We start from the raw sequence: 17,881 nt of genomic DNA on the forward strand, positions 1-17,881 counted from the left end.
ATTCAAATCAATCGCAGTACGTTGTATTACAAGCCCAAAGAGATTTCATCAACTGATTTGAGTTTGATGCGTCTGATCGATGAAATTCATCTCGACTACCCATTTATGGGCAGTCGAATGATACGAGATATGCTACAGCGTCAAGGGCATCAAATAGGTCGGCGTAAAGTCCGACGTTTAATGCGCTTGATGGGAATACATGCCTTGTATCCAAAACCCAATACCAGTAAGCCTAATCTTGCACACCGTATTTTCCCATATCTGTTGAAAAACATGGTCATCGATCACTCTAATCAAGTCTGGTGTACAGATATCACATACATTCCTATGGCTAAAGGCTTTGTCTATTTGTGTGCAATTATAGATTGGCATAGTCGTAAAGTACTGGCTCATCGTGTATCGATCAGTATGGAAACAGACTTTTGCATAGATGCGTTGCAAGAAGCAATTGTGAAATATGGTTGTCCTGAGGTGTTTAATACAGACCAAGGCAGTCAATTCACAAGCGAGGCATTTTTGAATGAGTTAAAATTGCGAAATATCCGTATCAGTATGGATGGGAAAGGACGGTGGAGAGATAATGTGATGATTGAGCGGTTATGGCGCAGCTTGAAGCATGAGGAAGTCTATTTGAAGGCTTACGATACGGTTAAACAAGCGAAACAATCAATTGCTGAATATTTGGATTTTTATAACATGATACGTCCTCATTCAAGTTTGAATAAGGCAACACCAAATGAATTTTATGATCAACATTTACTAAAAGTAATGGCAGCATGATTTAAATATTTAGAGCGGATTTATCACTTATAAAACTGAATTGAGTGGTCTAATTAACGGAACCACATCAGTGTTCATCTACTCCAAATAAAGAACTCACTCCACCAAAAATTGGTATGGTAAATCCAGCAAGCAAGTTTTGTGTAGAGCAGGGTGGTCAGTTAGAGATCAGAAATGAAGCCAATGGTCAGGTTGGCTATTGTAAGTTGGCCAATGGTCAGATTGTTGAAGAATGGGAATTCTTCCGTGCTAATCAACCGAAATGCTTGGCGGATGAAGCACGAAAATTGATTGGCCAGTCAGGTTTAAGTGAAGAACAAATCAAGCAAAAAACCAAATCTGAGATTGTTCGTAGTGTTGGGCCAAACCAACCAGTCACAATGGATTATCGGGAAAATCGTGTGACGGTGACCATTGATCCACAAACTAAAAAAATCAGCAATGCAAACTGTGGTTGATCTTTAGAGAAAGCCTAAGCTCTCAATTAGTGATGATTTAATTGGGAGCTTTTTTATGCAGCTCACACTAACAGCACTTGATAAATTGAAAAAAGTACCCATCAACTTATTTATTGAATTCATTTTATGTATTGTGTCAGCCTAATTGACCAGTTTTTTGCACAAGTTTTTAATTTTGAGATTTGAAATGACTCTACTTCTTATCGTGGTATTTGGCACAATTGCTGAAGTTTTAGTATGGATTGGCGTGGGCGACCTCGTTGGAAGTATGTGGTATGTCTTTTTCTGGTTCATCATTGCATTTTTCATTGGTCTGAACCTTGTTCGCTCAAGCACCTCCAACATTATGCCGCAATTACAGCAAATGCAGATGACTGGACAGCTTGGGAGTGATCCAGCAGTAACCAAGAAGCTGGCAATTGCGATGTCTGGTTTTCTGCTAATGTTACCAGGTTTGATTTCCGATGTACTGGCTGTATTGGTACTTATCCCAGCCGTTCAAACTGCTTTCCGCAACGCGCTCATGAAAACGATGGCCAAGCGTCAACAAGCCCTGATGGACCAAATGATGGGTGGAATGGGTAGCGGTGCGGCTGGTAGACAGAATCCATTTGCTGATCTTATGCGTCAAATGCAGGAGATGCAAAATCAGCAAGGTGGCGGGCAATATCGTGATTCAACTGTGATTGACGGGGAAGCGCGTGAAGTGAAACCTGAGCAAAAGAAAATTGAATTTAAAGATGTGAATTAATTAGCGTTGATTTTAATAAAGGCACACTTTCAAACAGTGTGCTTTTTTATGCCTCATTTTTAGATGGGCTGTCCTTTTTTTGCTCTGGCTGGGTATGTTGGTCTGTTTCTTTTAAACCAGCACGATATTGGTTTGGAACCAGTGTCGTTAATTCATTTTCAGATTGTTTGTATTTACGAGTGCGGTTTGCACGTTCGCGAAATCCACCCTTGTTGATCAATTGAGTCATAACCATGTATCCGAAATGATTGAAATTGTATTTTAGCAAATGCTGTGCAAGATCAAAATAATATAGTTCCCAATGTAAATTTTAGGACATAGGTGAGGAGAGCATAAAAAAGCTCGCGATGAGCGAGCTTTTAAAATGAGGTAAGACGTTACAGTCCAGCTGCATCTTTTAACACATCAACCTTATCGGTTTTTTCCCATGTAAATGCAGTGTCTGAACCCTCACGACCAAAGTGGCCATACGCAGCAGTTTGCTTATACATCGGTTGGATCAGGTTCAACATGCGGGTGATACCGTATGGACGTAAATCAAAGTGTTCACGAACCAATTGAATAATCAACTCATCTGAAACTTTGCCTGTATTGAATGTATTGATTGAAATGGAGGTTGGCTCTGCAACACCGATTGCATAACTCACCTGAATTTCACATTTGTCAGCAAGACCTGCAGCAACAATATTTTTCGCAACATAACGACCTGCATAGGCTGCAGAACGGTCAACTTTTGATGGATCTTTACCAGAGAAAGCACCGCCACCATGACGTGCCATACCGCCATAAGTATCGACAATAATCTTACGACCAGTTAGACCACAGTCACCTACAGGACCACCAATCACAAACATACCTGTTGGATTGATATGGAATTTTGTACCTGCATGGAACATTTCAGCAGGAATAATCGGTTTTACGATTTCTTCAATCACAGCTTCTTTTAAGTTAGCTTGACTAATTTCAGGATCGTGCTGAGTTGATAATACAACTGCATCTAAACGAACTGGCATACCATTTTCATAAGCAAAGGTAACTTGGCTTTTTGCATCTGGACGTAACCAAGGTAAAGCACCTGAACGGCGTAATTCTGCTTGACGCTCCATTAAACGGTGCGCATAAGAAATTGGGGCAGGCATGAGTACATCTGTCTCACGGCTTGCATAACCGAACATTAAGCCTTGGTCGCCAGCACCTTGATCTTCAGGTTTTTGACGGTCAACACCTTGAGCAATCTCTGGAGATTGTTTACCAATCATATTGATCACGGCACAAGTTGATCCGTCGAAACCTAAATCAGAGTGATGATAGCCAATACCATTTACGGTTTGACGCACAATTGCTTCAAAGTCGACATTTGCTGTCGTTGTAATTTCACCAGCAAGAACAACCGCACCTGTTTTTACTAATGTTTCACAAGCGACACGCGCATACGGGTCTTCTTTTAGGATTGCATCTAAAATAGCATCACTAATTTGGTCAGCCATTTTGTCTGGATGACCTTCGCTTACAGATTCTGAAGTAAAAACAGCATACTCGCGCATGAACGTCCTATCATGGTTATTTTCAAAAAGACAGAGTATGTTACATCGACTTGGCGGATAGGACTAGCATAAGCTGACTAAAATGCATGAATTTATTTCATTTTCATTGTGTTTTTATTGATATGCGTATCAGTAAAACTAATATTAATGCTTTAATTAATAAAGTTTTCCTGAATTGTAAATTTTCATATTGGAATGAATGTATTTTAGTGGTTGTTTAGATGGTGAGCATTTATATAAAGAATTGTATTTGAATGATCAAAATATAAGAAATATCGTGTATTGCACTTTACCCCATCTTGTTTTTTTAAGACAATAGTCGCAGTTTTTGAAAGATGATTTCTCATCTTCTCTACATCTTATTGATTTAATCGGATTCTGACTTATGACAACCCCTTTAAATGAACGCCGTATTGCAAATGCAATTCGTGTCTTGGCTATGGATGCTGTGCAACAAGCAAACTCAGGGCATCCTGGTGCTCCAATGGGGATGGCAGATATCGCTGACGTAGTTTGGCGCGAATTTTTAAATCATAACCCAAGTAACCCTCAATGGGTGAACCGTGACCGCTTTGTATTGTCTAATGGTCACGGCTCAATGTTGCAATATGCATTATTGCATTTGACGGGTTATGAATTATCTATTGAAGATTTAAAACAGTTCCGTCAATTACACTCTAAAACTCCAGGTCATCCAGAATTGGGTTATGCACCTGGTATCGAAACCACAACAGGTCCATTGGGTCAGGGGATTGCCAATGCTGTTGGTTTTGCTTTAGCTGAAAGAACTTTAGCTGCGCAATTTAACAAAAATGGTTTAAACGTTGTTGATCACTTCACTTATTGCTTCTTGGGTGATGGCTGCTTGATGGAAGGTATTTCGCACGAAGTATGTTCACTTGCAGGTACTTTAGGTCTTGGTAAGTTGATTGCTTACTACGATGACAACGGGATTTCAATTGATGGTGAAGTAGAAGGTTGGTTTAGTGATGATACTGAGCAACGTTTCAAAGCTTATGGCTGGCAAGTGCTTCGTGTAGACGGTCATGATGCTGATGCGATTCGTCAAGCAACTGTTGAAGCGAAAGCTGAAAGCAATAAGCCAACCATCATCATCTGTAAAACGATTATTGGTTTAGGCTCACCAAACAAACAAGGTAAAGAAGATTGCCACGGTGCGCCACTGGGCAAAGACGAAATTGCTTTAACACGTGAAGCATTAGGCTGGAAAGAAGACGCATTTGTTATTCCTGAAGATGTTTATGCTGCTTGGGATGCAAAAGCAAAAGGTCAAGCATCTGAAACCGCTTGGAATGAATTATTTGCTGAATATCAAGCAAAATATCCAACTGAAGCGGCTGAATTATTACGTCGTATCAATGGCGACTTACCAGCAGAATTTGCTGCACAAGCTGATGCATTCATTGCTGAAACCAATGCAAAAGCTGAAACCATTGCAACTCGTAAAGCAAGCCAAAATACTTTACAGGCATTCGGTCCATTACTGCCTGAATTATTAGGTGGTTCTGCTGACTTGGCTGGCTCTAACTTAACACTTTGGAAAGGTTGCCAAGGCGTACAAGAAAATCCAGCGGGTAACTACGTGTATTACGGCGTTCGTGAATTCGGTATGACCGCAATCGCAAATGGTGTAGCTTTACACGGTGGTTTTGTTCCTTACGTTGCAACATTCTTGATGTTTATGGAATATGCACGTAATGCAGTACGTATGTCAGCATTGATGAAGCAACGTGTGATTCATGTTTATACACATGACTCAATTGGTTTAGGTGAAGATGGCCCTACGCATCAACCAATCGAACAAATTGCATCGTTACGCGGTACACCAAACTTAAATACCTGGCGCCCATGCGATACGGTTGAAGCGGCTGTTTCTTGGAAATCTGCTCTTCAGCGTAAAGAAGGTCCAACAGCATTAATATTCTCTCGTCAAAACTTGCCATTCCAAGTGCGTAATGAAGCTCAAATTCAAAACGTTGCAAAAGGTGGTTATGTACTTGCTGAAGAAAAAGGTGAGTTGAAAGCAATCATTATTGCTACAGGTTCAGAAGTTTCATTGGCAATGGAAGCGTATGCACAACTTGAAGGTGTGCGTGTAGTGTCTATGCCATGTGCTGAAGAGTTTGTGAAACAAGATGCTGCATATCGTGAAGCTGTATTACCTGCACATATCCGTGCGCGTGTAGCGGTTGAAGCGGCTCATGTGGATTACTGGTGGAAGTTTGTTGGTTTAGACGGCAAAGTGATCGGTATGACAACTTATGGCGAATCTGCTCCAGCAAAAGACTTGTTCCAATTCTTCGGTATTACCACTGAAGCGGTTGTTGCTGCGGTTAAAGAGTTGACTGCTTAATTGAATTAATAGTTAAAAAGCGTCCTGAATAGGGCGCTTTTTTTTGTGAATGAAATTAAATGCTAAGTTCAGTTTGAATCGAAATATTAGACGTTAATAATTTATGAACAGGACAACTTTCCGCAACTCTTAATAAGCGTTTATGCTGTTCTTCGGTAAATTCACCTTTTAGTGTAATTTTACGCTCAATATTGTTTTGACCTGCTTCAGGTTCACCATTTGGGTTTAAAGCCAAATCAACCTGAACATGATCAAGTTTAATTCCTTTATGGTTTGCATACATTTCCAGTGTAATGGTTGTGCACGCACCTAAAGCTGAAAGTAGCAGTTGAATTGGGTTAGGAGCTGAGTCTTGACCACCTTTATCTGTTGGTTCATCTGCATACCAAGTATGACCCGAAGAATCCGTCAACGAAACGCGATAAGGTGTAGATGTACTGAGTGCTTGTGCTGTATGTGCCATGTTTTACCTTTTTGTTTATCTTTAAAAATTTGAATAAAAATATGTCAATTGATGATGTCGTTCTAGCGACAATATGTATAGTACCGAATAGTCTTATGATATTCGTTTTACGTAACAACTGTAACGCTTTTATTGTTGCACTGGTGAAACATATCGTTTTATAAAGAATGGTGAATAAAATTATGTGATCTATAAACTAAACAACATATCAAACAAGGATACGAAAAATGCAGTTTAAAACATTAAGCCTCGGTTTAGCAGTTGCCATCGCAAGTTCAGTCACTTTGGCGGCACCAGTAGACTATAAGATTGACCCAACTCATACAGCGACTGTATTTAGCTGGAACCATTTTGGTTTCTCTACACCAAGCGCGAATTTTACTGATATTCAGGGTGTAATTAAAGTTGATAATGCAAAACCAGCGAATTCTTCTGTAGAAGTGACAATCCCTTTAAGCAGCGTAAATACCAATGTTCCTGCTTTGGATAAAGAGTTCCAGGAAGAAGCTTGGTTTAACGCTGCTAAGTATCCGAATATCACTTTTAAAAGCACTAAAGTCGAAACTAAAGACAAAAAACACTTCAAAATTACGGGTGATTTAACTGTTAAAGGTGTAACAAAGCCTGTGGTTTTAGATGCTGTGCTGAATAAACAAGGCGAGCACCCAATGGCGAAAGTGCCAGCGATTGGCTTTAATGCCACAACATCATTTAACCGTTCTGCATTTGGCATCGGAAATTACGTGCCGAATGTAGGAGATAAGATCACTGTCAATATTACCACTGAAGCAACTGCTGCAAAGTAAAATCAAACAAATTATTAGATTGATAAAAAAAGCTCATGGAACTAGTCCCTGAGCTTTTTTTAATTTTGCTTGTAAATTGTAAGCGCCCGCTGAACCCCATGGCTGTTTTTTAATTTTGGTCGGATTTCCAGCGGTGTGGTAGTAATTCTTCGCTTCGCAAGAGATGCGATGGATGTCTGGTTATTTGTAGTCATAAATTTAAGTCCCCACTTATTTTTAACTGGGGACTAAATTAAGGCTTATAGGACAAATTCATAAGGTGTGTTCAGCGGACGCTTACATTTATGGTGAGTATCATGATAATGTTTCATGACTTTTTCACGTAAATCTACAGAATATATTTTAGGCATGAGTGAAGTCTCAAATAAATCCAAGTGTAGCTTATATTTTGCTAATTGCTATATATTGCTTATTATGAAATTCCTTGCATTTCAAGGAGTTTACTATGCCTCATATTGTTGTCATCGGTGCAGGAATTACAGGCGTTACCTCTGCCTATTAAAGAATAAAAGCCGATGTATAAAAACATCGGCTTTTGAAATTCAATCATTCAAGTTTAGTCATATAAACGGTAGATGCCTGTAAAACGTTCGCAGCCTTTTTGATCTGTTTTAACAATCAGTAAGGCCTTTTGAAAATCAAACTGATATTGGCATTTCTTTTCATTATCAGTGATCTGATTTTTTTGTTCAGGTGTACTGTAGGCAAGCAATGACAATATTTGGGTTTCCAGCCGATTGTTTGGGTTGCGATAAGCAATACCCTCAATTTTAAGCTTGTCTTTATCCAGTTGATGAATCTGTAAATGAATGGGTTGAGCGGCTAATTTTCCCTGTTCATATTTTAGATAATGCTGGGTTAGCTTCTGGTTCATTGAGGTATAAAAATTCAGGTCATCCAAACGCAATTCAAACTGTTGTTGATAGCAGGTTTTAGATTTGCATTGCTGTAACTGTTTTAACCATAATCTCTGGGTATCATGTAATAGCTGTAAGGGGGCATCGGTCACCAAATAAGCAGTTAAAAACTTATTGTTGAGTTTAATTCGCTGTTCATCATATTGCTTGGAACATATCTTTTTAAGGGTAAGTGTACGATCTGAGCAATCGATTGATTTCGCAAATGTAAATGTTGAGCAAAAACAACTCAATGTGATGATATAACCGACGTTCTTTAATTGATTTCTTACCGTATTCAACAGCATAATGACGCATACTTTCAGTCTAATTTGCTCAATGTACTATAGCGAAATAGAAAGCCAGAATACAAGATTTGTTCAGTATATTGTAAAAGGAAAATCATATGGTTGCTCACATTCGTATTGGACAGGGAATGGATGTACATGCTTTTGAAGAAGGCAGCTTTGTTACCTTGGCGGGTATTCAGATTCCCCACACACATGGTTTAAAAGCCCATTCTGATGGAGATGTGGTGCTGCATGCATTGTGTGATGCATTATTGGGCGCATTGGCTTTAGGGGATATAGGGCAGTATTTCCCTGACACTGACCCAGAATATAAGGGTGCAGATAGTCGGGTATTGCTTAAGCATGTATATCAGTTGATTTTAGATCGTGGTTATCATCTCAATAATGCTGACATTACTGTGGCCTGCGAACGGCCAAAACTTGCCAAACATAATCTGGAGATGCGTCAAAGCATCGCAGATGTCATGAATGTGGATGTTACACAAATTAGTATTAAGGCGACCACAACTGAAAAACTAGGTTTTACTGGCCGTCAGGAAGGCATTCTGGCAATGGCAACAGTGCTTGTTTCCCATCAGGCAAAATGATCTGCATTGATCAATGACTGCTGTAATTCCTGTGTTGCTTTACGACCTTGCAGTTGTAAGGTAATGCTGTGAATCAGGCCTGTCCAGGTCTCATTCGGTTCCCAGATTTGATGAAGCAACTCTTGGGCAATAGGTAATTCAATATTCATATAAAACTGCCGATATAAATACATCAAGCAACTGACACGCATATTCTGGGCACAATGTAACCAGACAATTTTATTTTGAACCAGATGGTCAATTAAATCCAAAATAAAAAGACACTGTTCTGAGCAGGGAATATCCCAGTCAATGGGGATATGAATATAGTTTAGCCCCAAACCCAGACAAATTTGATCCTGTTGGGATAAGTGATTTTCAGACTTACTCGTCGCAAGGTTAATGACTGTACTACAACCATATTCTTTAATCTGCTGCAACTGCTCAACTGAGGGTTGGGCAGAGCTAAACAGGTGCTCATGCACCAAAGAAAAACCCGGTATCTGAGATAAAGCTTGTTCGAGTGAAGTCATAAGGTTCGCTATACAATGATTGAAGTTCTCATGATATGAGAAACTTATTTTTAAAATGCTGGCTTTACTATAAGTGTTTTTATTTCAGTGTTCAATTTAGATTGGATAAATAAAAACAGCATCATGAGGATGCTGTTTTTTGTATTTAGTCTTTGTTTAAATTCTCATTGAGCAGGAATTCCATTAATGCCTTTTGAGCATGCAAACGATTTTCCGCTTCATCCCAGACCACTGCATTTTTATGGTCCAGCATGTGTTCAGAAATTTCTTCGCCGCGGTGTGCGGGTAAGCAATGCATAAATAAACAATCTGGATGAGCCAGATCCATCAATTTTTCATTCACTTGGAAATCAGCAAATGCTTTTTCACGAAGCTTTTGTTCTTCTTCTTGCCCCATGCTTGCCCAAACATCTGTTACGATCAGGTCTGCATTAACCGCTGCATCTTCAGCCTTGTTGAACACTTCCACACAGTCAGCAAACTCGGCAAGAAACTCAGGTTTTGGCTCATAACCCTCAGGAGAGGCGATCTTGAGTTTAAAACCCATCAGATGTGCCGCTTCAACATAAGAGTTGCACATATTGTTACCGTCACCAATCCAGGCTACTGTCTTGCCTGCAATGCTGCCACGATGTTCCTGATAGGTTTGTAAATCAGCAAGTAACTGGCAAGGGTGGTGATCATCCGTAAGACCGTTAATGACAGGTACTTTAGAATAAGAAGCAAAACGCTCTACGATGTCATGCCCAAAAGTACGGATCATCACAATATCAAGCATGCTTGATATTACGCGGGCAGAATCTTCAATTGGCTCACCGCGACCCAGTTGGGTGTCACGTGGCGAAAGAAAAATCGCATTACCCCCAAACTGGCAGATGCCTGCTTCAAAAGAAATACGGGTACGTGTACTCGACTTTTCAAAAATCATTCCTAAAACTTTACCAACAAAAGGTTGATATACCGTATTGCTGTGCTGCATACGCTTGAGTTCTTGCGCACGATCTAAAATGCGTTGCAGTTCTAATGAGGATAGGTCACGTAAAGTTAGGAAATGCCGAAGCGCCATAGCTACTCCTACAATAATTATTGAATAAAAACAATAATTAATTGTTGTTTGACGAGTGGTGAATAAAAAGGAATTGACTACTATACTACACCACCTAAAAAATGCAAAAGAATTAGAGTTTTTGATGAGCTTTTAAGAATAAATCAACGGAATAATTAATATAATCAGTTATTTCAGCGTCATTTGCTGATACTTCTAAACCCATTAAAAGTCGCCATTCCACATCACGTAAAATTCCGAAATACATCATGGCGGAGAAATGGGGGTTAGAGCAGTATATTGCATTGAGGTCGTTTGCCTGACCTAAAGCAAATGCAATCGTATTCTGTATATTTAAAGCACATTGGTCATAAAAATAGTGCGCTAATTGTATATCTTTTTGAGTTTGCTCTGTGAACAGACGCATAAAGGCAATGTTCTCGGGCTTTATGATATGTTGATAAAAACGGATCAAGGTCTGGTTTAGATAGTTTTTAAGATCAATCTTTTCTGGAATATAGGGTACGCAAACCCCTTTGAAAAAAACTTCTCGCCGATAATCACAAATGGCGGTAAACAAACCTTCTTTATTGCCGAAATATTTATAGATAGACGTTTTTGATCCACCTGCATGATTGACAATATCATCCAGCGAAAAAGCATCATAACCGCGTTCCAGAAATAGATCGGTTGCACAAATGAGCAAGGCAAGACGACGTTCCTGTCCACGCCGAGTTTGAGGCTGTTCGCAACTTGGGTAACAAATATCAGTCATTGTATTCAAGAGAAGTGGGTTGAGTGATTTGTATTATAGCAAAAACCATATACATTGTATGGCTATGAAGTTGATGAGTGTTGCAAATCCTCCTGATAATAAAAAAGCGAGACATGATTTGCTCGCTTTTTTAATGGCTTAGTCTTTTAGGCTGAACGAATTTCCTCGTCATCATCATCTTCAGATGAATCCATGCCAAGCTCCTTGAGTTTACGTGTTAGGGTATTGCGTCCCCAACCCAAAAGCTCAGCAGCATGACGTTTACGTCCACGTGTTTGTTGGAGTGCGGCATTAATCAATGTGCGTTCAAACATCGGTGTTGCGATATCCAGAATTTTCATTTCCCCATTTTTGAGCTTTTGAATTGCCCATTGACCCAACAACTCATCCCAATGATGCACTGCAATTCGTTCAGCCAATGCTGGGCTGGCCGCTGTTGGCTGCACGGCATCACTTGTGGCTTTCTGGATGGAGACTTGCTTAAGCTCAGCAGGTAAATCTTCAGGATAAACCTCACGACCCGTGATCATCACTGTCAGCCAGCGACAGGTATTTTCTAGCTGACGAACGTTGCCTGGCCACGGTAGCTGTTGCATATAATCCGTTGTTTCAGTGCGTAGGATTTTTGGACTTACGCCGAGTTCCTTGCCTGCACGTGCCAGAAAGTGCTGTGCCAGCATTGGAATGTCTTCACTACGATGGGCAAGTTTAGGAATGTGAATACGGATTACGTTGAGACGATGATACAAGTCTTCGCGGAAACGTCCTTCATTAACCAGCTTTTCCAGGTCCTGATGGGTTGCCGCCACAATGCGCACATCTACTTTTACTGGAATATGTCCACCAACACGATAGAATTCACCATCCGCAAGCACACGGAGTAGACGTGTCTGGGTTTCAAATGGCATATCACCAATTTCATCCAGGAATAATGTACCGCCATTGGCTTGTTCAAAACGTCCTTGATGCTGGGTGTTTGCACCTGTAAATGCACCTTTTTCGTGACCAAACAACTCGGTTTCAATCAAGTCTTTTGGAATTGCCGCCATATTCAGCGCAATAAAAGGTTTGGCACGGCGAGGCGAATGTTTGTGCAGTGCATGGGCCACCAGCTCTTTGCCTGTACCAGATTCACCATTAATCAATACAGTAATATGCGATTGTGATAAACGTCCAATGGCACGGAACACTTCCTGCATTGCAGGTGATTCACCGATAATCTCAGTGGATTGTAATGGTGCAGCCGCCGCCGCTTTGCTGGCTTCCTGCTGTTGAAGCTTGGTGATATGCAAAATGGCACGATTGACCAATGCCAGTGCCTCATCAATATCAAAAGGCTTTGGCAGGTACTCAAAAGCACCAGTCTGGTAACTTGATACCGCTGACTCCAAATCGGAGTGGGCGGTCATGATAATCACAGGCAGGTCAGGATGGGTATTCTTTACTTTAGACAGAAAAGTTAAACCATCAATTCCAGGCATGCGAATATCAGTCAAAATGACATCAGGGGCATCATCATGTAAACGTTCCAGCGCTGTTTGTGCTTCTTCAAAATTGGTAACGTCAAAACCTTCTTCTTTAAAAGTCTTTTCGAGTACCCAGCGCATGGCACGATCATCATCAATTACCCAAATTTTATTTCGTGACACGGTCTGACTCCCAAGGTAGATATAAGCTAAATACGGTTTTTCCTGGAACGGATTGACATTCGATCATTCCGTTATGTTGATGCATGATGTTTTGCGCGATACTGAGGCCAAGTCCTGTACCTTTCGCTCGTCCAGTCACAAGCGGGTAAAATACCGACTCTAATATACTTTCTGGAACACCTGGTCCATTGTCTTCAATATCAATTCTTATCGATGAGCGATTTAGAACACCGTTAATTGTCACTAAGCGTTGAATGCGCGTTCTTAAAATCAGCTCTGGTTCTGAATCGACAAAAAAATCTTTATTTTCAGTCATTGCTTGCACAGCATTGACGCTGATATTGAGCATGACCTGAATCAGTTGATCACGGTCAGCCATCACATCAGGTAAAGACAGGTCGTAATCACGAGTAATCTTAATTTTTTTCTTCGTTTGATTGACAATAAGTGAACGAACGCGTTCCAGTGGTTCATGCACATTGACCAGCTCATAGCTCGGTAACTGACGTGAGCCAAGCATAGTATCTGCCAGATTGGTTAAGCGATCTACTTCACTAATAATAATGTCGGTAAACTCACGATAGCTTTCATCATTTAAGCTGCGAGCAAGTAATTGTGTTGCACCACGAATGCCCGCTAAAGGATTTTTAATTTCATGTGCCACGCCGCGAACTAGTTGGCGGGCAACCTGATGCTGCTGAACCAGATTTTCTTCCTTGGAAATTTTTAGCATCCGATCAATTGGGTTCAGCTCAATCAATAACAGGGGATGGTAGCTCTTTCCTGTATTAAGCTGTGAAACTGTATAATCCACATGAATCGGTTTGAAATTTACATTGATTACCGCTTCACGACGTGTGTAATGCTGTCCACTTTCTAATGTGTTGAGTAAAGCTTCGTGAGTATTAAAGGTATCATCGTGGGCATGCAGTAAATTTAGGATAGGCTGACCTGATGCACGTAGTAAGCTGACATCAAATAACGCTTCACAAGCGGAGTTCAAATAAAAAATATTAAGCTTACTATCGACCAGTAAAATGGCAGTCGTTAAATTATCTACTAGGAGTCGATAGTCGATAGTGTGGTGTTGATCCATTTGTGAATCGTCCTGTATTAAAATGGCGCAATAAATATATGTATAAATGAATAGCCATTCATGTCTAAGGTTTATGTAATGCAAAATATAAGCCAATTTTTGATAGGCTAAATTTCAACAACTTAGTTAAAAGATATGACGTTTATGCTGTATTTTTCACATAGGTACGGTTTTATGTGGATTTTATAATGTTCTAAATTGGTGCAATGTAGGATTTTATTTAAAATATTGGTTGTATTTTGGTGCATTGATTAAACTGTGCAATCCCCACCTGTTTTTATCACTCGAAAAGTCATACAATACGCCGATTCAAGTGGAGCGCAGATTCATGAAGACCCCCAAAGTCGGTTTTGTATCTTTAGGTTGTCCTAAGGCATTGGTAGATTCTGAACGAATTTTAACCCAGTTAAAAACTGAAGGTTATCAAGTGGCATCAGATTATGACGGTGCTGACCTGGTTGTTGTTAATACCTGTGGTTTTATTGAGTCTGCGGTACAAGAGTCGCTGGATGCGATTGGCGAAGCCATGAGTGAAAATGGTCGTGTGATCGTCACGGGCTGTTTGGGCAAAGATGAAGATAAAATCCGCCAAATGCACCCAAATGTACTGAAAGTGACAGGTGCGGCAGCCTATCAGGACGTGATGGAGGCAGTGCATGAGTATGTGCCTGCACCACCAAAGCACAACCCGTTTATTGATCTAGTTCCAGAGCAGGGTGTGCGTTTAACACCGAAGCATTATGCTTATCTCAAAATATCCGAAGGCTGTAACCACCGCTGTACATTCTGCATCATCCCAAGCATGCGTGGAGACCTTGTTTCTCGTCCAGTAGGGAAAGTATTGGATGAAGCGGCAGCATTGAAACGTGCGGGTGTAAAAGAGGTTCTGGTGATTTCCCAGGATACCTCTGCGTATGGTGTGGACACCAAATATAAGCTGGATTTCTGGAATGGCCAGCCTGTTAAAACCAAATTCTATGATATGTGTGAAGCACTTGGTCAGCTTGGTATTTGGGTGCGTTTACATTATGTCTATCCTTACCCACATGTAGATGCAGTCATTGACCTGATGGGGCAAGGTAAAATCCTGCCTTATTTGGATATCCCTTTTCAACATGCCAGTCCGCGCATCTTAAAATTGATGAAGCGACCAGCCCACAGTGAAAACACCTTGGAACGCCTTAAATTGTGGCGGGAAAAATGCCCTGAATTGGTGATTCGTTCAACTTTTGTTGTGGGTTTCCCTGGTGAAACTGAAGAAGATTTCCAAATACTGTTGGATTGGTTGAAAGAGGCACAGCTTGACCGTGTCGGTTGCTTTACCTATTCACCTGTAGAGGGAGCGACAGCCAATGATCTTCCAGACCATGTGCCTGAAGAAATCAAGCAAGAGCGTTATGAGCGTTTCATGGAAGTTCAGCAGGAAATTTCAGCGGCAAAACTGCAAAAGCGTATTGGTCAAACGATGACAGTGCTCGTTGATAGCCTGGAAGAAGAATTCCCAGTTGCGGTTGCCCGTTCTTATGCAGATGCACCAGAAATTGATGGCAATGTATTTGTTGAAGATATTGATAAAAGCGTGATTAAGGCAGGTGACCTGCTTGAAGTCGAAATTACTGATGCAGATGAATACGATTTATTTGCAAAGTTAATTCAGGTTAAATCTGCTTAACACAAGATATAAAGAAAATTTTGAGATTGATCGGTTTGGAGTAAAGGTATGTCAGCTTCTAAGAATCCACGTTATGCACGAATTTTGCTCAAGCTTTCTGGTGAGGCTTTAGCTGGAAATAAAGATATGGGTATTGATGCCCAGGTACTGGACCAAATGTCACTTTCGATTGCCCATCTGGTTGGCTTGGGTGTGCAGGTGGGTATCGTTGTTGGTGGTGGTAACTTATACCGTGGTAGCCAGTTGCAGAAAGATGGTCTGGTTGGTCGTGTAACAGGTGACCAAATGGGCATGTTGGCGACGGTGATGAATGGTTTAGCGATGCGTGATGCATTGGTGCGCCGTAATATCAAAACCCGTTTGATGTCTGCTTTGTCAATTGGTACGGTAGTCGAGTCCTATTCTAGTCGTGACGCGATTCGCCATTTAAGTCAGGGCGAAGTATGTGTGTTTGTTGCGGGTACAGGTAATCCATTTTTTACCACAGATACCGCAGCTTGCTTACGTGGTATCGAAATTGAAGCAAACTTGATCCTGAAAGCAACCAAGGTTGATGGCGTTTATAACAAAGACCCAAGTAAATATGAAGATGCAGTTAAATATGACAATTTAACTTTCGATCAGGTTTTGGATGAGAAACTTGGTGTGATGGATTTAACTGCAATCTGCCTATGCCGTGACCACAATGTGCCATTGCAGGTGTTCGATATGAACAAGTCTGGTGCATTGCTTTCTGTTGTGATGGGTGAAAAAGAGGGAACTCACGTTACGAATTAATATACGTGAACCATAAAGCGCTTTATACTACGTTAAATATTTTGTAATACCTCAGGAATAAGTAAGGAAGATCATATGATTAACGATCTCAAAAAAGACAGCGAACAGCGCATGCAGAAAACCCTTGAGTCTTTGGAACAGGGTTTTGCAAAAGTTCGTACTGGACGTGCTCATCCATCTATCTTAAATGGCGTGATGGTTCCTTACTATGGTTCAGATGTTCCATTGAATCAGGTGGCGAACGTGGGTGTTGAAGATTCACGTACCTTAATTGTTCAGCCATTTGAACGTAACATGGTGTCTGCGATTGATAAGGCAATCCGCGAAAGTGACTTGGGCTTAAACCCGATTACCACTGACTCTATTCGTGTGCCGTTGGCTGCCTTAACAGAAGAAACCCGCCGTGACATGCAGAAAGTTGCCCGTTCAGAAGCGGAGAATGCCAAGGTTGCCATCCGTAACATCCGTCGTGATGTTTTAGGTGACATTAAGGCCCTACTGAAAGAAAAAGAAATTTCTGAAGATGATGAGCGCCGTGCAGGTGAAGATATTCAGAAAATCACTGACAAGTTTGTTGCGGAAGTGGACAAACGTCTTGCAGCCAAAGAAGCAGAATTGATGAAGGTCTAATTATATGACCTCACAAGAAGAACAGCTTCTTCCCCAGCATGTTGCCATCATTATGGATGGCAACAATCGTTTTGCCAAAAAAAATCAGATGCAAAAAGGCGATGGGCACCGTGAAGGCAAAAATATCCTTGACCCCATTGTTGAGCATTGTAAAAGTGTCGGCGTAAAAGCATTAACGGTTTTTGCATTTTCAAGTGAAAACTGGAATCGACCACAGTATGAAGTCGATTTACTCATGAAGTTGTTAGAAGATACGATTCATGAGCAACTTCCTCGTATGGAAAAATTTAATATTGCTCTACGTTTCATTGGTGACCGATCACGTCTCTCAGGTCATTTAAGGGATTTGATGCAATATGCAGAACAAAAAACAGCCGCCTTTGATTCCATGACCTTAACTATTGCGATTAGCTATGGTGGCATGTGGGACATGGCGAATGCTGCAAAATGTATTGCTCAGGATGTTCTTGCTGGGAAAGTTCAAACAAACCATATAAATGTTGATTTATTTGATAAATATGTCAGTCTAAATGACCTGCCTGCTGTGGATTTATTAATTCGTACAGGGGGAGATTATCGCCTTTCAAATTTCTTATTGTGGCAAGCTGCATATGCAGAATTGTACTTTACAGAAACTTTATGGCCAGAGTTTACGGTCGAAGAATTGGATTACGCATTTCGTGTTTTTTCAGGGCGTGAGCGACGTTTTGGCAAGACATCCGAACAGATTCAACAAGTGAAAATAGAGAATTAAT

The 17,881-nt window shown here is 40.7% G+C and carries 18 protein-coding genes and 1 pseudogene; 10 read left to right on the forward strand and 9 right to left on the reverse strand.

What is annotated here, in order from left to right; genetic code table 11:
• From F972_RS06195 to F972_RS06205, 3 genes and pseudogenes are all read left to right on the forward strand, one after another.
• Nucleotides 1-780, forward strand: a 780-nt coding sequence (locus F972_RS06195; RefSeq protein ID WP_081399034.1) for an IS3-like element ISAcsp5 family transposase, incomplete at its 5' end; no start/stop codon positions are given.
• A gap of 71 nt (nucleotides 781-851) precedes the next feature.
• Nucleotides 852-1,238: pseudogene (locus tag F972_RS06200) on the forward strand (I78 family peptidase inhibitor); the annotation flags it as partial.
• A 187-nt stretch (nucleotides 1,239-1,425) separates the two neighbouring features.
• Entirely contained in the window at nucleotides 1,426-1,989 is a 564-nt protein-coding gene (locus F972_RS06205; RefSeq protein WP_004758145.1) for an FxsA family protein, read from the forward strand.
• Nucleotides 1,990-2,035: 46 nt separating this feature from the next.
• On the opposite strand, the gene F972_RS06210 is transcribed toward F972_RS06205, so the two are convergent.
• Nucleotides 2,036-2,218, reverse strand: coding sequence for a hypothetical protein (locus F972_RS06210; RefSeq protein WP_004677645.1), 183 nt, complete (start codon nucleotides 2,216-2,218; stop codon nucleotides 2,036-2,038).
• Nucleotides 2,219-2,366: 148 nt separating this feature from the next.
• A complete protein-coding gene (gene metK, locus F972_RS06215) occupies nucleotides 2,367-3,533 on the reverse strand; it encodes a methionine adenosyltransferase (protein WP_004758144.1) in 1,167 nt (388 codons plus the stop codon).
• 385 nt (nucleotides 3,534-3,918) lie between these two features.
• Here metK and tkt point away from each other — a divergent pair, with 385 nt between their 5' ends.
• Nucleotides 3,919-5,907 (forward strand): transketolase, encoded by a 1,989-nt coding sequence (gene tkt, locus F972_RS06220; RefSeq protein WP_004759990.1) that lies wholly within the window; start codon nucleotides 3,919-3,921, stop codon nucleotides 5,905-5,907.
• Nucleotides 5,908-5,962: 55 nt separating this feature from the next.
• Here tkt and F972_RS06225 read toward each other — a convergent pair whose 3' ends face one another.
• Nucleotides 5,963-6,370 (reverse strand): OsmC family protein, encoded by a 408-nt coding sequence (locus tag F972_RS06225; RefSeq protein WP_004769292.1) that lies wholly within the window; start codon nucleotides 6,368-6,370, stop codon nucleotides 5,963-5,965.
• Between the two features lie 227 nt (nucleotides 6,371-6,597).
• Here F972_RS06225 and F972_RS06230 point away from each other — a divergent pair, with 227 nt between their 5' ends.
• The gene (locus F972_RS06230; RefSeq protein ID WP_004769294.1) at nucleotides 6,598-7,176 is read left to right on the forward strand and encodes a YceI family protein; all 579 of its coding nucleotides are present in this window, start codon (nucleotides 6,598-6,600) and stop codon (nucleotides 7,174-7,176) included.
• A gap of 556 nt (nucleotides 7,177-7,732) precedes the next feature.
• Here the strand turns inward: F972_RS06230 and F972_RS06235 are convergent.
• On the reverse strand, nucleotides 7,733-8,380 hold the full coding sequence (locus tag F972_RS06235) for an A1S_1983 family putative colistin resistance protein (RefSeq protein WP_004758142.1): 648 nt from the start codon (nucleotides 8,378-8,380) through the stop codon (nucleotides 7,733-7,735).
• 98 nt (nucleotides 8,381-8,478) lie between these two features.
• On the opposite strand from F972_RS06235, the gene ispF reads away from it, so the two are divergent.
• Nucleotides 8,479-8,970, forward strand: a complete 492-nt coding sequence (ispF, locus tag F972_RS06240) for a 2-C-methyl-D-erythritol 2,4-cyclodiphosphate synthase (protein ID WP_004680840.1) — start codon at nucleotides 8,479-8,481, stop codon at nucleotides 8,968-8,970.
• Here the strand turns inward: ispF and F972_RS06245 are convergent.
• The 5 genes from F972_RS06245 to glnL all read right to left on the reverse strand — a co-directional run bounded on the left by F972_RS06245 (nucleotide 8,958) and on the right by glnL (nucleotide 14,047).
• Complete coding sequence (locus tag F972_RS06245; protein ID WP_004769297.1) at nucleotides 8,958-9,482, reverse strand: protein tyrosine phosphatase family protein; 525 nt, start codon at nucleotides 9,480-9,482, stop codon at nucleotides 8,958-8,960. The two genes, ispF and F972_RS06245, sit on opposite strands and share 13 nt — an antisense overlap.
• A gap of 145 nt (nucleotides 9,483-9,627) precedes the next feature.
• Nucleotides 9,628-10,548 carry an ornithine carbamoyltransferase gene (gene argF, locus F972_RS06250; protein ID WP_004758140.1) on the reverse strand — a complete coding sequence of 307 codons (921 nt, stop codon included), beginning with the start codon at nucleotides 10,546-10,548 and terminating at the stop codon, nucleotides 9,628-9,630.
• 112 nt (nucleotides 10,549-10,660) lie between these two features.
• Nucleotides 10,661-11,302, reverse strand: a complete 642-nt coding sequence (locus F972_RS06255) for a TetR/AcrR family transcriptional regulator (protein WP_004769298.1) — start codon at nucleotides 11,300-11,302, stop codon at nucleotides 10,661-10,663.
• 146 nt (nucleotides 11,303-11,448) lie between these two features.
• Nucleotides 11,449-12,951 (reverse strand): nitrogen regulation protein NR(I), encoded by a 1,503-nt coding sequence (gene glnG, locus F972_RS06260; protein ID WP_004680836.1) that lies wholly within the window; start codon nucleotides 12,949-12,951, stop codon nucleotides 11,449-11,451.
• Nucleotides 12,938-14,047, reverse strand: a complete 1,110-nt coding sequence (gene glnL, locus F972_RS06265; RefSeq protein ID WP_004758138.1) for a nitrogen regulation protein NR(II) — start codon at nucleotides 14,045-14,047, stop codon at nucleotides 12,938-12,940. The genes glnG and glnL overlap by 14 nt, the downstream gene beginning before the upstream one ends.
• Before the next feature lie 328 nt (nucleotides 14,048-14,375).
• On the opposite strand from glnL, the gene rimO reads away from it, so the two are divergent.
• From rimO to uppS, 4 genes are all read left to right on the forward strand, one after another.
• Complete coding sequence (gene rimO, locus F972_RS06270; RefSeq protein WP_004758137.1) at nucleotides 14,376-15,719, forward strand: 30S ribosomal protein S12 methylthiotransferase RimO; 1,344 nt, start codon at nucleotides 14,376-14,378, stop codon at nucleotides 15,717-15,719.
• Between the two features lie 48 nt (nucleotides 15,720-15,767).
• Nucleotides 15,768-16,496 carry a UMP kinase gene (pyrH, locus tag F972_RS06275; RefSeq protein WP_004677620.1) on the forward strand — a complete coding sequence of 243 codons (729 nt, stop codon included), beginning with the start codon at nucleotides 15,768-15,770 and terminating at the stop codon, nucleotides 16,494-16,496.
• Nucleotides 16,497-16,571: 75 nt separating this feature from the next.
• Nucleotides 16,572-17,126, forward strand: coding sequence for a ribosome recycling factor (gene frr / locus F972_RS06280; RefSeq protein ID WP_004677618.1), 555 nt, complete (start codon nucleotides 16,572-16,574; stop codon nucleotides 17,124-17,126).
• Between the two features lie 4 nt (nucleotides 17,127-17,130).
• Nucleotides 17,131-17,880: a polyprenyl diphosphate synthase gene (gene uppS / locus F972_RS06285; RefSeq protein ID WP_004680833.1), complete on the forward strand. Its 750-nt coding sequence runs from the start codon at nucleotides 17,131-17,133 to the stop codon at nucleotides 17,878-17,880.
• Nucleotide 17,881 lies beyond the last annotated feature (1 nt).

Source organism: Acinetobacter sp. CIP 102529 (genome assembly GCF_000368325.1).
GTDB classification, from domain to species: Bacteria; Pseudomonadota; Gammaproteobacteria; order Pseudomonadales; family Moraxellaceae; genus Acinetobacter; species Acinetobacter parvus.

Excerpts from the sequence above, each read along its gene's own strand:
- F972_RS06230 (WP_004769294.1), top strand. The coding sequence starts at position 6,598 with ATGCAGTTTAAAACATTAAGCCTCGGTTTAGCAGTTGCCATCGCAAGT.
- uppS (WP_004680833.1), top strand. The coding sequence starts at position 17,131 with ATGACCTCACAAGAAGAACAGCTTCTTCCCCAGCATGTTGCCATCATT.
- argF (WP_004758140.1), bottom strand. The coding sequence starts at position 10,548 with ATGGCGCTTCGGCATTTCCTAACTTTACGTGACCTATCCTCATTAGAA.
- pyrH (WP_004677620.1), top strand. The coding sequence starts at position 15,768 with ATGTCAGCTTCTAAGAATCCACGTTATGCACGAATTTTGCTCAAGCTT.
- F972_RS06235 (WP_004758142.1), bottom strand. The coding sequence starts at position 8,380 with ATGCTGTTGAATACGGTAAGAAATCAATTAAAGAACGTCGGTTATATC.
- frr (WP_004677618.1), top strand. The coding sequence starts at position 16,572 with ATGATTAACGATCTCAAAAAAGACAGCGAACAGCGCATGCAGAAAACC.
- F972_RS06255 (WP_004769298.1), bottom strand. The coding sequence starts at position 11,302 with ATGACTGATATTTGTTACCCAAGTTGCGAACAGCCTCAAACTCGGCGT.
- F972_RS06205 (WP_004758145.1), top strand. The coding sequence starts at position 1,426 with ATGACTCTACTTCTTATCGTGGTATTTGGCACAATTGCTGAAGTTTTA.
- rimO (WP_004758137.1), top strand. The coding sequence starts at position 14,376 with ATGAAGACCCCCAAAGTCGGTTTTGTATCTTTAGGTTGTCCTAAGGCA.
- tkt (WP_004759990.1), top strand. The coding sequence starts at position 3,919 with ATGACAACCCCTTTAAATGAACGCCGTATTGCAAATGCAATTCGTGTC.
- F972_RS06210 (WP_004677645.1), bottom strand. The coding sequence starts at position 2,218 with ATGACTCAATTGATCAACAAGGGTGGATTTCGCGAACGTGCAAACCGC.
- F972_RS06245 (WP_004769297.1), bottom strand. The coding sequence starts at position 9,482 with ATGACTTCACTCGAACAAGCTTTATCTCAGATACCGGGTTTTTCTTTG.
- ispF (WP_004680840.1), top strand. The coding sequence starts at position 8,479 with ATGGTTGCTCACATTCGTATTGGACAGGGAATGGATGTACATGCTTTT.
- glnL (WP_004758138.1), bottom strand. The coding sequence starts at position 14,047 with ATGGATCAACACCACACTATCGACTATCGACTCCTAGTAGATAATTTA.
- metK (WP_004758144.1), bottom strand. The coding sequence starts at position 3,533 with ATGCGCGAGTATGCTGTTTTTACTTCAGAATCTGTAAGCGAAGGTCAT.
- F972_RS06225 (WP_004769292.1), bottom strand. The coding sequence starts at position 6,370 with ATGGCACATACAGCACAAGCACTCAGTACATCTACACCTTATCGCGTT.